12 protein-coding genes and 1 tRNA gene are annotated in these 13,404 nt (G+C 67.3%); 6 read left to right on the top strand and 7 right to left on the bottom strand.

What is annotated here, in order from left to right; genetic code table 11:
• Nucleotides 1–42 precede the first annotated feature (42 nt).
• Nucleotides 43–1,710, bottom strand: a complete 1,668-nt coding sequence (locus A5712_RS09815) for an AMP-binding protein (protein WP_068103954.1) — start codon at nucleotides 1,708–1,710, stop codon at nucleotides 43–45.
• A 61-nt stretch (nucleotides 1,711–1,771) separates the two neighbouring features.
• On the opposite strand from A5712_RS09815, the gene A5712_RS09810 reads away from it, so the two are divergent.
• Nucleotides 1,772–2,419, top strand: a complete 648-nt coding sequence (locus A5712_RS09810; RefSeq protein ID WP_082973374.1) for a TetR/AcrR family transcriptional regulator — start codon at nucleotides 1,772–1,774, stop codon at nucleotides 2,417–2,419.
• Nucleotides 2,420–2,486: 67 nt separating this feature from the next.
• Nucleotides 2,487–3,275, top strand: a complete 789-nt coding sequence (locus tag A5712_RS09805) for an MmpS family transport accessory protein (protein ID WP_068103950.1) — start codon at nucleotides 2,487–2,489, stop codon at nucleotides 3,273–3,275.
• A 2-nt stretch (nucleotides 3,276–3,277) separates the two neighbouring features.
• Here A5712_RS09805 and A5712_RS09800 read toward each other — a convergent pair whose 3' ends face one another.
• Nucleotides 3,278–4,597, bottom strand: coding sequence for an MFS transporter (locus A5712_RS09800; RefSeq protein WP_068103948.1), 1,320 nt, complete (start codon nucleotides 4,595–4,597; stop codon nucleotides 3,278–3,280).
• Between the two features lie 43 nt (nucleotides 4,598–4,640).
• Between A5712_RS09800 and cmrA the strand changes: the two genes are divergently transcribed.
• Both cmrA and A5712_RS09790 read left to right on the top strand, forming a co-directional pair.
• A complete protein-coding gene (gene cmrA, locus A5712_RS09795) occupies nucleotides 4,641–5,447 on the top strand; it encodes a mycolate reductase (RefSeq protein ID WP_068104094.1) in 807 nt (268 codons plus the stop codon).
• Between the two features lie 169 nt (nucleotides 5,448–5,616).
• Nucleotides 5,617–6,552 (top strand): cyclopropane mycolic acid synthase family methyltransferase, encoded by a 936-nt coding sequence (locus tag A5712_RS09790; protein ID WP_156766500.1) that lies wholly within the window; start codon nucleotides 5,617–5,619, stop codon nucleotides 6,550–6,552.
• A 3-nt stretch (nucleotides 6,553–6,555) separates the two neighbouring features.
• Here A5712_RS09790 and A5712_RS09785 read toward each other — a convergent pair whose 3' ends face one another.
• A complete protein-coding gene (locus A5712_RS09785; RefSeq protein WP_068103946.1) occupies nucleotides 6,556–8,112 on the bottom strand; it encodes a helicase HerA-like domain-containing protein in 1,557 nt (518 codons plus the stop codon).
• A 105-nt stretch (nucleotides 8,113–8,217) separates the two neighbouring features.
• On the opposite strand from A5712_RS09785, the gene orn reads away from it, so the two are divergent.
• Together orn and A5712_RS09775 are read left to right on the top strand one after the other, a co-directional pair.
• Complete coding sequence (gene orn / locus A5712_RS09780) at nucleotides 8,218–8,865, top strand: oligoribonuclease (RefSeq protein WP_068103945.1); 648 nt, start codon at nucleotides 8,218–8,220, stop codon at nucleotides 8,863–8,865.
• Nucleotides 8,866–8,918: 53 nt separating this feature from the next.
• A tRNA-His gene (locus A5712_RS09775) sits at nucleotides 8,919–8,994 on the top strand.
• A 47-nt stretch (nucleotides 8,995–9,041) separates the two neighbouring features.
• Here the strand turns inward: A5712_RS09775 and A5712_RS09770 are convergent.
• The 4 genes from A5712_RS09770 to A5712_RS09755 all read right to left on the bottom strand — a co-directional run.
• Nucleotides 9,042–9,332 carry a hypothetical protein gene (locus A5712_RS09770; protein WP_067155278.1) on the bottom strand — a complete coding sequence of 97 codons (291 nt, stop codon included), beginning with the start codon at nucleotides 9,330–9,332 and terminating at the stop codon, nucleotides 9,042–9,044.
• Between the two features lie 87 nt (nucleotides 9,333–9,419).
• Entirely contained in the window at nucleotides 9,420–10,643 is a 1,224-nt protein-coding gene (locus A5712_RS09765) for an Ig-like domain-containing protein (protein ID WP_197519358.1), read from the bottom strand.
• Between the two features lie 108 nt (nucleotides 10,644–10,751).
• Nucleotides 10,752–11,645 (bottom strand): DMT family transporter, encoded by an 894-nt coding sequence (locus A5712_RS09760; RefSeq protein ID WP_068103944.1) that lies wholly within the window; start codon nucleotides 11,643–11,645, stop codon nucleotides 10,752–10,754.
• Nucleotides 11,638–13,404 (bottom strand): MMPL family transporter (locus A5712_RS09755; RefSeq protein WP_068103942.1); only part of this gene is annotated, 1,767 nt, incomplete at its 5' end. The genes A5712_RS09755 and A5712_RS09760, both read right to left, overlap by 8 nt.

Here is a 13,404-nt window from a genome sequence, read left to right as displayed (position 1 = left end):
GGCGTGAGAATACCATCGCCGAGCACGCGGCGTCCAGGGCGCTCAGCCCTGGTCACGCAGGTACTCGATCGCTTGCTCGCGCATGTCGGTCTTGCGCACCTTGCCGGTGACGGTCATCGGGAACTCGTCGACGATCCGCAGGTAGCGCGGGACCTTGAAGTGCGCGATCCGCCCGGCGCAGAACTCGTGCAGGCCCTCGATGGTCAGCGCCGGCGCTCCAGCGCGCAGCATCACCACCGCCATGACCTCCTCGCCATACCGTTCGTCGGGCACCCCGATGACCTGCGCGTCGACGACGTCGGCGTGGCTGTACAGGAACTCTTCGATCTCGCGCGGTGAGATGTTCTCCCCGCCGCGGACGATGAGGTCCTTGATGCGACCGGTGATCTGGACATAGCCGCACTCGTCCATCACGGCCAGGTCCCCCGTGTGCATCCAGCCGTCCGCGTCGATAACCTCGGCGGTCCGCTCCGGGTCGTTCCAATACCCGGCCATCACCGAATAGCCCCGCGTGCAGAACTCGCCCGCCACCCCGCGCGGCACGGTATGCCCGCCCGTCGCGTCCACCACCTTGACCTCCAGATGCGGGCCCACCCGGCCGACCGTCGCGACCCGCCGTTCCAGTGAGTCGTCGATGCGCGTCTGGGTTGATACCGGCGATGTTTCGGTCATGCCGTAGCAGATGGAGACGCCCGGCATGTGCATGCGCTCGATCACCTTGCGCATCACCTCGACCGGGCACGGCGAGCCGGCCATGATCCCGGTACGCAGGCTGCCCAATTCGTACTCGTCGAAATCTGGCAGGCCGAGCTCGGCGATGAACATCGTCGGGACGCCGTAGAGGCTGGTGCAGCGTTCGGCCTGCACCGCCCGCAGGGTAGCGGCGGGATCGAAACCCGGCGCCGGAATCACCATGCACGCGCCGTGGCTGGTGGCCGCCAGGTTGCCCATCACCATGCCGAAGCAGTGATAGAAGGGCACCGGGATGCAGATCCGATCGCGCGCGGTGTACCCGAGCAGCTCGCCCACCAGGTAGCCGTTGTTCAGGATGTTGCGGTGGCTCAGCGTCGCCGCCTTCGGGTATCCCGTTGTGCCGGAGGTGTATTGGATGTTGATCGGGTCGCGGCAACGCAGGTCGGCCGCGATGTCCGCCAGCCTAACCGGGTCGGTTTCGGTGGCGGCCAGCTCGGCCCACCGCTCGCCGTCCAGGAGCACCACGTCGCTCAGGTCGGGGCAGTGCGGCGCCACCTCGCGCAGCATGGCCGCGTAGTCGGTGGTCTTGAAATCGCGGGCGGCGATCACCATCGCGACCCCGGATTGCCTTAGCGCATAGTGCAATTCGCGTTCCTGGTAGGCCGGGTTGATGGTGACCAGCGTCGCACCGATCTCTGCGGTCGCGTACTGGACGAGCACCCACTGCCACCGGTTGGGCGCCCAGATCCCGACGCGATCGCCCCGGCGGATCCCGGCGCCGACCAATCCCGTTGCCAACCTGCGCACGGAGGCCAGCAACTCGGCGTAGCTCCAGCGTCGCCCCGCGGCCACGTCGACCAGTGCGTCGCATTGCGGATGCTCGGCGGCCGTGGCGGCGAGGTTGGCCCCGATCGTCGTTTCGAGCAACGGCGGATCGCTCGGCCCCCGGTCGTATGAAAGGTGTGCCACGGCGCCTCCGGCTGGTTCGGTTACCAACCGTAAACCCTTCTCAGACATCTGTAACCGGGCCACGCCGTGCTAAGTTAGTGACGATTAACCGAACGGACGGAGGCCCGCCGTGACTGCATCCGCCCCAGAGGGCCAGGCCGACGCCCCAAATCGCCGGAGCCAGTTGAAGTCCGACCGGCGCTTGCAACTCCTGTCGGCCGCCGAACGGCTCTTCGCCGAGCGCGGCTTCCTCGCGGTGCGCCTCGAAGACATCGGGGCCGCCGCCGGGGTCAGCGGCCCGGCGATCTATCGCCACTTCCCCAACAAGGAGTCGATGCTGGTCGAGTTGCTGGTGGGGATCAGCACCCGCCTGCTCGCCGGCGCCCGGAGCGCGCGAGCCCGCAATGCCGACGCGACGGCCGCGTTGGACGAGCTCATCGACTTCCACCTCGACTTCGCCCTGGGTGAACCCGACCTGATCCGGATCCAGGATCGGGACCTGGCGCACCTGCCCGAGGCCGCCGAAAAGCAGGTCCGCAAGGCTCAGCGTCAATATGTCGAGGTTTGGGTGGGTGTACTGCGTGAGCTCAATCCCAAGCTGGCCGAGGCCGACGCCCGGCTGACGGCCCACGCGGTGTTCGGCCTGCTGAACTCGACACCGCACAGCATGAAGTCGCCGGACGACACGCGGTCGCGACCGGCTCGCGCGACGCGGTCACGCGCAGTCATGCGGGCGATGACGGTCGCCGCGCTCAGTGCCGGCAATTCCTGCCCCTAAGTCGCGTACTCCGGAGTCTCACCGCCGAACCGCCCGGCCCAGGTACCCTGCAAGCCATGAGGTGGACATGAACGATCCACGTCGACCCGAGCGGTTTAGTCCCCCTCTATCGGGGTCAGGACCGGCCGGGCGGCAGGGTTACCCGTATCCGCCCGTCGACCCCGCATATGCCGACCAGGCGGGGCCCTACGCGCCCACCTATGGCGGGTATGGCTCGCAATGGACCTCCGGTCTGAACGACACCAAACAGTTGCCCGGCTACTGGCAGCAGGAGCTCCCGCCGCCGGGTGAGGCACCGCCCGAGGGGGCCGCGCCCCCGGCGCCGGGGGGCCGGAAGCCGCCGCGCTGGTTGTGGATCGGCGCCGGTGTGGCGGTGCTGCTGGCGGTCGCGCTGGTGATAGCGCTGGTGCTGGTCAACGACGCAATCAAGAACCAGACCGTTGTTCCGCCGCTGCCGGCCATGCCCGGTTCGACTGAGGAAACGCCGACGCCGAGCCCGTCGACCCGGACGACCCCGCCGTCGCGCACCTTCCGGCCCTTGCCGCCGCCGACGGCGTCGGGCGCGCCGCCCGAGACGACCGGCCCGGTGGAGATGCAGGACGTCGTCTATAACGTCACCGGCGAGGGCCGCGCGCTCAGCATCGTCTACATCGGAACCGGCGACATGCTGCAGACCGAGTTCAACGTCGCGCTGCCGTGGAGCAAAGAGGTCAGCCTGTCCAAGTCGGCCGCGCACCCGCCGAACGTCACGGTCGTCAACTTCGGCCACAACGTCACCTGCTCGCTGACCGTCGCCGGGGTGCAGGTGAGCCAGCGCGAAGGGGTGGGCCTGACGGTCTGCGACGCGCGCGGCTAGGCCTACGCGGGCTGGCCGGCGCGCGCCGGAACCCGAACCACCAGCATGGCCACGAGTCCGGCGGTCAGCACCAGGCATATCCCGGCAATCCCGGCACGCACGGCGCCGAAGACGTCGACGAAGACGGAGAACAGCCATGGCGCCACGAACGCGACGGCCCGTCCCGTCATCGTGTAGAGGCCGAACGCGACGCCCTCCCCGCCGTCCTTCGCCAACTGCAGCAGCAGGGCGCGCGACGACGCCAGGGAAGGACCGACGAACATGGCCAGCAGCAGTCCGCAGAGCCAGAACGCGTGCGGACCGGACACCGCCATCATGGTGGCCGAGACGGCGATGAGCGCGACCAGCGACCCGACGATCACCGGTTTGGATCCGATCCGGTGGTCGACGAATCCGCCGGTCATCGCGCCGATCGCGGCCACCACGCTGGCCGCCACGCCGAACACCAGCACGTCGGCCTGGGACAGGCCGTACACGTTGACGCCGAGCACGGCGCCGAAGCCGAAGATGGCCGCCAGCCCGTCCCGGAACAGCGCGCTGGCCCCCAGGAAATAGACCAGGTTGCGGTTGCGGCGCCATTCAGTACGCACCTCTGCCCACAGCTTGCGATAGCCGCCCAGCATGCTGGTCGGGCGCGACGTTTCGCCGGAGTCCGGCAGCCGGTGGGCGACGAACAACAGCGGTAGCGCCAGCACGGCGAACCACGCCGCGGTCAGCAGCATCGCCGCCCGGACATAGAGCCCGTCGTGGACGGGCAGGTGCAGCAGCCCGCGCTCCGGGCCGGTGCCGGCGATGAACCCGAAATAGACCAGTAGCAGCAGAACCACGCTGCCGGTAAACCCCGACGCCGCGCCGAAGCCGGAGATGCGCCCCGCCGTCTGCGGCGTCGAGACCTGACGCAGCATGGCGTTGTAGGGGACCCCGGCGAGATCACCGCACGCGGCCGTGGCCGACAGCAGCACCAGGCCCGCCCACAGATAGCTGGGATCGTCCCGGATCAAGAACATCGAACTGGTCGACGCGACGGCGAGACCGCTCAAGACCGTCAGCACCACGCGCCGACGATGCGGGGCCTCCACCCACACCCCCACGACCGGCGCCAGCACCGCGATGGTCAACCCCGCGACCGCGAGCGAGCGGCCGAGCCAACTCGCCGGCGAGGTGCCACCGGACATTCCCGCGCCGACGCTGCCGGTCAGGTAGACCGAGAAGACGAAGGTCGCCACGATCGCGTTCATGCCGAGGGAGCCGCAGTCGTACAGCGCCCACGCCACCACCTGCGATGGCACGGGCCCGACGGCGTCCGGCCCTCGCTGACTCATGCTCGGCACTCTATTGGGTGCGGGGCTGTCTACCATGGGCCGCATGCCGGTCCCAGCTCCCAGTCCCGACGCGCGCGCAGTTGTCACCGGGGCTTCGCAAAACATCGGCGCGGCGCTGGCCACCGAACTCGCCGCCCGCGGGCACAACCTGATCGTCACCGCGCGCCGCGAGGACCTGCTCAACGACGTGGCCGCGAGGCTGACCGACAAGTACGGAGTCGTTGTCGAGGTGCGCCCCGCCGACCTGGCCGACGCGACCGAACGGGCGAAACTGTGCGACGAGCTCGCCGCGCGGCCCATCTCGATCCTGTGCGCCAACGCGGGCACGGCGACGTTCGGTCCGGTCGCCGGCCTCGACCCGGCGGGCGAGAAGGCGCAGGTGCAGCTGAATGCCATTGCCGTGCATGACCTTGCGTTGGCGGTGCTGCCGGGCATGGTCGAGCGTAAGGCAGGCGGCATCTTGATCTCCGGTTCGGCGGCGGGCAATTCGCCGATCCCCTACAACGCCACCTATGCGGCCACCAAGGCCTTCGCCAACACGTTCAGCGAATCTCTGCGCGGCGAACTGCGCAATTCCGGTGTGCACGTCACGCTGTTGGCGCCGGGGCCGGTTCGCACCGACCTCCCCGATGAGGCCGAACGGTCCCTGGTAGAGAAGCTGGTACCCGACTTTCTGTGGATCTCGACGGAGCACACCGCACAGATTTCCTTGGATGCGTTGGAGCGCAACAAGATGCGCGTGGTGCCCGGCCTGACATCGAAGGCGATGTCGGTGGCCAGCGGGTACGCCCCTCGCGCAATCGTCGCGCCGATCGCGGGCAGTTTCTACAAGAAGCTCGGCGGCGGGTAGGGGCTATATCCGCCCCGAGTGCGGAGCGCCGGTCTCGGGCGTGTGTTCGGGGTCACCGAAGCGGTATCCGCCGAACGACAGGCCACGCCCGGCGAACCCCTTAGACTTCCCCTCATACGGGGAGCGAGGCGGGTATTCTGCACAGACAGTGCATTTCGTTCGGGGGGAGATGACGAACATAGCCGAGGTGCAGCGCGGTCCGACCAAGATACGGACCCGTTCCGAAGACATCCGGGCACACTACGACCTCTCAGACGACTTCTTCGCGCTGTTCCAGGACCCCAGCCGCACGTATAGCTGCGCCTACTTCGAGCCGCCGGATCTCACCCTCGAAGAGGCGCAGTTCGCCAAGATTGACCTCAACCTCGACAAGCTGGACCTCAAGCCGGGGATGACGCTGCTGGACATCGGCTGCGGCTGGGGCACCACCATGAAGCGCGCCGTCGAGAGATTCGACGTCAACGTCATCGGCTTGACGTTGTCCCACAATCAGCATGCCCACTGTGAACAGGTCCTCGGCGCCATCGACGGCACTCGGTCGCGCGAGGTTCGGCTGCAGCATTGGGAAGACTTTTTCGAGCCCGTCGACCGGATCGTATCGATCGAGGCCTTCGAGCACTTCGGGCACGAGAACTACGGCGACTTCTTCAAGCGGTGCTTCGACATCATGCCGAACGACGGTCGGATGACGATCCAGAGCAACGTCAGCTACCACCCCTACGACTTGGCCGCCCGCGGCAAGAAGCTGACCTTCGAGACGATGCGATTCATCAGGTTCATGATCACCGACATCTTCCCCGGCGCGCGGCTGCCGTCACCATCGATGATGGTCGAACACGCCGAGAAGGCGGGATTTATTGTGCCAGAACCGATTTCGCTACGTCGGCACTACATCCGGACGCTGCATCTCTGGGGTGACGCGCTCGAGTCCAACAAGGAGAAGGCCGTTGAGGTCACCTCCGAAGAGACCTACAACCAGTACGTGAAGTACCTGCGCGGTTGCGAACATTACTTCTCCGAGGAGATGTTGGACTGCATTTTGGTCAGCCACCTCAAGCCGGGGGCCGTCACGAACTCAGCTGACAAAACGCCGAATTTGCGGTAGGCGCTACTTCCGGCGGCGTCCGCCGGTGCCGAAGATCGCTTTCACCGCTTCGCGGATCGCGGTGTTGATGCCGCTTTTCACCGTCGGGTTCTTCAGGACTTCCTCCCACATGGCCGGACCCTTCGTCTCCGCCGGCTCCACGGGAGCGGGCATCGGCGGAATCGGCTCGTTCGGTGGGACCGGCGGGTAGTCGGACTGGGCTTGCGGAACTTGCGGACCGGCCTGTTGCTGGGCCGGTTGTGAAACCGTTGGCCCGTACTTGGCTTGCAGCGGACTGTCTTTGGCCGCGGCGGCGATCGCGTCGGTGCCGATCGAGGCCATCAACGAACGGGGCACCCGCATGCGCGTCCAGGCGACGGGAGTCGGTGCGCCCTTTTCGGACAGCACGGTCACGACGGCCTCGCCGATCCCCAGCGACGTCAGGGCCGACTCCAGGTCGTAGACATCGGTTTTCGGATAGGTGCGCACGGTCTTGGACAGCGCCTGCTGATCGTCGGGCGTGAACGCCCGCAACGCGTGCTGCACCCGAGCGCCCAGCTGAGACAGCACGTCGTTGGGTATGTCCGTGGGCAGCTGGGTGCAGAAGAAGACCCCGACACCCTTGGAGCGGATCAGCTTGACGGTCTGTTCGACCTGCTCGAGGAACGCCTTGGACGCGTCGGCGAACAACAGGTGCGCCTCGTCGAAGAAGAAGACCAGCTTGGGCCGGTCCACGTCGCCGATCTCGGGGAGTTTGGCGTACAGGTCGGCGAGCAACCACATGAGGAAGGTGGAGAAGATGACGGGACGCACCGACTGACCGGTGAACTCCAGCAGCGAGATGATGCCCTGGCCCTGGCCGTCAGCGCGCAGCAGATCGTTCGGATCGAGCTTGGGCTCGCCGAAGAACGTGTCGCCACCCTCGGCATCGAGGTTCACCAGCGCCCGCAGGATGACGCCCGCCGTCGTCGCCGACACGCCGCCCAGGGACTTCAGGTCTTCCTTGCCCGCGTCGCTGGTCAGGTAGCTGATGGCGCCGCGCAGATCGTCGGTGGTGACCAGCCGCCAGTCTCGACCCTTCGCCCAATGGAAGATCAACCCGAGGGTCGACTCCTGGGTCGCATTGAGCCCCAACACCTTTGACAGCAGAACGGGGCCGAAGCTGTCGACCGTCGCACGTATCGGCACACCGATTCCCTTGGTGCCCAACGACAGGAACTCCACCGGGAACGCCGTCCCCGTCCAGTTGTCGCCGGTGTCTTTCGCACGCGCGGCGGTCTTGTCGTTGGCTTCTCCGGGCCGGGACAGCCCGGACAGGTCGCCCTTCACATCGGCCATCAGCACGGGCACGCCCGCGGCGCTGAGCTGTTCGGCGATCAGTTGCAGCGTCTTGGTTTTGCCGGTTCCCGTCGCCCCGGCCACCAGCCCGTGGCGGTTGACGGTGGCCAGCGGGATGCGAATCTGCGCGGCCGGGTCCGCCGCCCCGTCGACGACGACCGTGCCCAATTCCAAAGCCTGGCCCTGGACGGCGTAGCCGCTGGCGATCCGCTGCGCGGGTGTCGCCGCTGATTCGGTGGTCATCGTGCTCGCCCCTCTTTCCGAGTCGCGCCCGTCCGGTCCGGCACACTCACACTACTTCCCAGGCCCCGGCAGAGGCAGAGCTCAAATGCGCATACGCTGAGCGCTGTGCGGGACGAATTGGTGTGGATCGACTGCGAGATGACGGGGCTGGACCTGGCCTCGGACAAGCTGATCGAAATCGCGGTGCTGGTCACCGACGCCGAGCTGAACGTCCTGGGCGACGGGGTCGATGTGGTGATCCACGCCGACGACGCCGCGCTGTCGTCGATGGTCGAGGTGGTCGCCGAAATGCATTCGCGCTCGGGGCTCATCGACGAGGTGAAGGCGTCCACCGTCGACCTGGCGACCGCCGAGGCGATGGTGCTGGACTACATCACCACGCACGTCAAGCAACCCAAGACGGCGCCGCTGGCGGGCAACTCGATCGCCACGGACCGTTCGTTCATCGCGCGCGACATGCCGAAGCTGGACTCCTACCTGCACTACCGGATGATCGACGTCAGCTCCATCAAGGAACTCTGCCGGCGCTGGTATCCGCGCATCTACTACGGCCAGCCCGCCAAGGGGCTCACGCACCGAGCGTTGGCCGACATCCATGAATCCATCCGCGAATTGCAGTACTACCGGCGGACCGCGTTCGTGCCCCTGCCGGGGCCGTCTACCAGCGAAATCGAGATGGTGGTCGCCGATCTCCAGGACGGAGAGAATCCAACTCAAACAATCGATTCGGAGACCGAGCCACCGAGCGGCTAGTATCGATGGTCGCCGCTCGTTGGCCCCGTTATGGGTGCCGGCTCGCGGCAATGGTGGCTGTAGTTCAGCTGGTAGAGCACCAGGTTGTGATCCTGGGTGTCGCGGGTTCGAGTCCCGTCAGCCACCCCAACAGGCCGGAGGGCGTCTCGTCCTCCGGCCTTTTTGCAGGGATGCGTCTATCCCGGCGCCAGCGGCCGTTTCAGCGTGCAGACGATGCTCCACTCGAAATAGTGGTCGCCGCCCTTGTCGTAGTCGCTGAAGTGGCGGGCGACCTGGACCCGTTGCACCGAGGAGCCGACGATCTCCCAGCCCTGTTCTCCGTAGACCTTGGACTGGCGGGCCGCCTCTTCGATCACGGCGTCCAACGACTCGTTCGTGTAATGGACGAAGGTGGTCTCCCAACGCTGCGGGTACCAATTGCCGTCCGACGCCAGCCACCAACCGGGCCCGGGAGAAGGGGTGCTCATGGCCCGGCACCCTACAACGTTCAGGTCGCAGACGAATGAATGAAACGTGAAAGACGCATTGCCGAGCCGCCGGAACGGGTCGCCAGGTTAAGTATTGGCGTTACCCGCCTGCCACACCGGCCACGGGACGTTCCAGTCGCCCAGTCCCTCGGTGCCCGGCAGGGTCGATCCCACGGTGTGGACCACCTCGACGATGTCGCCGCTCTTGCTGTGGTCGTAGAACCACTCGGCGTTGCTCGGGCTCACGTTCAGACAGCCGTGGCTGGTGTTCGCGTGGCCCTGGGCGCCGACCGACCAGGGCGCGGAATGCACGAAGACGCCGCTATACGAAATCTGCGTGGCCCATTCGACATCGGTGCGATACCCGTTGGGCGAGTTGACCGGCACGCCGTAGGTCGAGGAGTCCATGATGATGTGCTTGTACCGACCGCCAACGATGTAAAAACCGTTTGCCGTGGGCGTGCTGTCCTTGCCCATCGAGGTCGGCATCGTCTTGACGACTTCGCCGTTGACGCGCACGGTCACCATCTTGGTGTTGTCGTCGGCCGTCGAGATGACCTCGTCGCCGATGGTGAAGTGCGTCTTGACGTTGTCCTCGCCGAACATTCCGCCACCCAGATCGACGCCGTAGGTGTTGACCGCCACGTCGATGGCGGTGCCCGACTTCCAGAAATGCTCTGGGCGCCAACGCACCTCGCGGTTGTTCAGCCAGTAGAACGCGCCCTCGACGGGCGGGTTGGTGGTGATGACGATCGCCTTCTGCGCCGCGGCGCGGTTGGCGATGTTCTCGTCGAAGCGGATCGCCACCGGCTCACCAATGCCGACCACCTCACCGTCGCCCGGCGCCACGTAGGGCATCGTCAGGTGGGCCGGTGAACTCGTCTGGAAGGTCATCTGCCGGGTCGCGGCCCCACCGAGGCCCAGCGCTTTCACGTTCAGCGTGTAGCGCCGGTTGTAGCCCAGTTGGTCGGTCGTCGACCAGCGCAGCCCGTCGGGGCTCAGCTGACCGTTGACCGTCTTGCCGTTCTCGTTGACCATCGTGACCGACCCGATGACACCGTCGGCAACGCTGACCGTCACCGGCGCGTCCACCGTGACGCCGACGGCGCCGTCGGTCACCGAGGTGGTGAGCTTGGGGACCAGCAGGTCGGCGAACGGCGTGCCCTTGTCGAAGATGACCTTCGCGGGCGCCGCGGTGTGACTGCTGCTGCAGGCAACGGCGACGACAGCAAACGCGACCATGGCGGCAGCCAGCCATGATCGACGTTTGCGCAAAGGCGTCATCGAGCGACCTTCCAATTCGATCGGCATATTCGGTCACCGCTGACCAGAGTGGAAGCATTGTAATGGGTTTTTGGCCGCTCACAATGCGTCATGCGAACGGATTGCGCACTCCCCCTGTGCAACCCGCGGACGGGATTATGCCGGTAGGCCGACCTGGCGCCGGCGGCCGGCCTCGACGCCATCACGGGTCGCGACGGCCTCGACACGGGCGAGCTTGAAGATCGCCGCCGTCATGACCAGCGCCGCGACCACCAGGGCGGCTATGCCGGCGCGGCCCGCGTTCAGCGTCTCGCCGAGGACGACGACGCCCAGCACCGATGCCACCACCGGCTGCGACATCTGCAGCATGGGCATCGACGCCGTCAGGGGCCCGGCCCGGAACGCCGCCTGACTCCAGACCACGCCCCCCGCCGCGGCCAGCACGCAGGCGTACAGCTCCGGGGTTCGGGCCACCGCCCACCCGCCATCGCCGAGCCGGGCGACGACCTCCTTGGTCAGCACCCCGAAAACACCCCACAGCGACCCCGACACGAACGCGAACAGCGCGGCGGCCACGGCACCACCCCGAATCCGGCCGGCCACGACGCACGCCACCAACAGCGGCGCAAGCACGACACCCACGGCAAGCCAGGTTCCCAGCGCGGCGCTCGAGCGACCGGCTCCTGGGTTGCCGACCACCACCACCACGACCACCGCGGCGGTCAGCAACCCGCCCCAGATCCACTCGCCGCCGGTCACCCTGCGATGCCACGCGCGCGCGTTGATGGGCAGCGCGAACAACAGCGAAAGCATGAGCAGCGCCTGCACCAGCAGCACCGACCCCTTGGCCAGGGCGGCCGCCTGCAAAGCGATGCACGCGATGAGGAGCAGCGCGCCCCACCACCACCGCCGATTGCGCAGCAGGGTGGCGAGCAGTGCGATGTGGCCGATGGACCTGTCCTCGATGCAGTGCGCAGCCCGTTGCTGCAGCACATCGCCGATGGCGATGCAGAGCGCAGAGCTCAAGGCCAGGACGGCGGCGCTAACCACGCTCTGTCACCGCCCGGCTGGGCCATCTCCTGATCCGGGGCTGCCGCGGCTCGTGGGCGTCGGCGCCCCAACGGCGCCGACCAACCTTGGCGGCGTCGGCCTCCCCCGTCGCCAACCGTTCACGCAGCCGAATTAACGGCCGGGGCGCCCACCACGTCCACCGGCCGAGCAGGTGGATGAACGCGGGAACCAGGACCATCCGCACCAGGGTGGCATCGGCCAGCACGGCAAGCGTCAGGCCGACACCGAGCATTCGCATGAACGAGACGTGCGCGGGGATCAGCGCGGCGAACGAGATCGACATCACCAGCGCGGCGGTGGTGACGACCCGGCCGATGCCGGCCAGGCCCAGCGCCGTGCTTTCGTCGGTGACCGCATGCGCCTCGGCGGGATTCGGTCGCTCCTCGCGCGCGACCGGAGAGGCCAGCCAGTACTCGTGGATCCGCGAGACCAGGAACACCTCGTAATCCATGGCAAGCCCAAATGCGATGCAGAACAACAACACTGGGATGTTGGCGTTCAACGTCCCGTTCGGTGTGGTCCCGAATGCGCCCAGGTGCCCGTCCTGGAAGATCCATACCATCGCGCCGAACGCCGCCGTCAACGACAACACATTGCAGACGAGCGCCTGCAGCGGTAGCACGGCGCTGCCGGTCAGCAGGAACAGCAGCGTGAACGTGATGACGGCGATGAGCGCCAGCACGGCCGGCAGCCGCAGGGTGATCGCGTCGACGCTGTCGCGGTTGATCTGCGCGAGCCCGGTCATCTCCACCGACCGCCCGTCCGGCCTGCTGACCGCGTGCAACCGGTCGAGCTGTGTGTTCGACGCTTGCGAATACAGCGGCGCGGTGGTGGCCACGGTGAGGAATGCGCTGCCGTTGGCCATGCCGGTGGCCGCGGCGGGCGGCCCGGCCAGGGATCCGGCCACGAACATCCCGGTGGGCGCCGTGACGGCGGACACGTCGGGTACCCGCGACAGCGCGGCGGCGTAGCGCTCTAGGTCGGCGGTGGTCACCCCGCGGGCGTCGGGGAGGACGACGGATATCGAGTTTCCTAATCCGTTGCCGAAATCGTTGTCGAGCATGTCGGCCACCTGGCGCGCCGACGCCGAGCGGGGCAGCACGCGCTCGTCCGGGAAGCCCCACTTCACCCCCAGGAACGGGGCACCCAGCAACAGCAGCAGCGCGACGACGGCCATGCCGACCGGCATGGCGTGGCGCAGCACGAACTTGGTCGACCGGTACCAGAACAGCGAATAGACCGCCTTGTGGGCGTGATCGCGCCACGACTTCGACCGCGGCGGCACCCGGCGCGCGAACCACCGGCGGACGTCGAGCGCGTCCAGCCGGGGACCCAGCAGCGTGATCGCCGCCGGCGTCACCACCACGGTGGCGATCGCCACGATCACGGCGGTGGCCACGATGGTGTAGGCGGACGATTTCAAGAAGTACATCGGGAACAGCGCCATCACGGCCATCGACAACCCGACGGTGGTGGCCGAGAACAGCACGGTGCGGCCGGCGGTGGCCATCGTCCGAAACAGCGCCCGATCTTGTTCGCCGGACCGTGCCAGCTCCTCGCGGTAGCGGCTGATGATCAGCAGGTTGTAGTCGATCGCCAGCGCGAGACCCATCGCGATGCTCAGGTCCAGGGCGTACGTCGACACGTCGGTCGCGAAGCTGATCAGCCGCAACACCGACATCGTGCAGACGATGACCAGCCCGCCCACGCCGATCGGCAGCGCCGCGGCCACCACGCC

It is taken from the genome of Mycobacterium sp. E2327, from assembly GCF_001672675.1.
In the GTDB taxonomy this organism is placed as follows: domain Bacteria; phylum Actinomycetota; class Actinomycetes; order Mycobacteriales; family Mycobacteriaceae; genus Mycobacterium.
Note: the sequence above shows the minus strand (reverse complement) of the source record. Positions and strands in the feature narration are given on the sequence as shown.

Excerpts from the sequence above, each read along its gene's own strand:
- A5712_RS09815 (WP_068103954.1), bottom strand. The coding sequence starts at position 1,710 with ATGTCTGAGAAGGGTTTACGGTTGGTAACCGAACCAGCCGGAGGCGCC.
- A5712_RS09805 (WP_068103950.1), top strand. The coding sequence starts at position 2,487 with ATGAACGATCCACGTCGACCCGAGCGGTTTAGTCCCCCTCTATCGGGG.
- A5712_RS09800 (WP_068103948.1), bottom strand. The coding sequence starts at position 4,597 with ATGAGTCAGCGAGGGCCGGACGCCGTCGGGCCCGTGCCATCGCAGGTG.
- cmrA (WP_068104094.1), top strand. The coding sequence starts at position 4,641 with ATGCCGGTCCCAGCTCCCAGTCCCGACGCGCGCGCAGTTGTCACCGGG.
- A5712_RS09790 (WP_156766500.1), top strand. The coding sequence starts at position 5,617 with ATGACGAACATAGCCGAGGTGCAGCGCGGTCCGACCAAGATACGGACC.
- A5712_RS09785 (WP_068103946.1), bottom strand. The coding sequence starts at position 8,112 with ATGACCACCGAATCAGCGGCGACACCCGCGCAGCGGATCGCCAGCGGC.
- A5712_RS09770 (WP_067155278.1), bottom strand. The coding sequence starts at position 9,332 with ATGAGCACCCCTTCTCCCGGGCCCGGTTGGTGGCTGGCGTCGGACGGC.
- A5712_RS09765 (WP_197519358.1), bottom strand. The coding sequence starts at position 10,643 with ATGCCGATCGAATTGGAAGGTCGCTCGATGACGCCTTTGCGCAAACGT.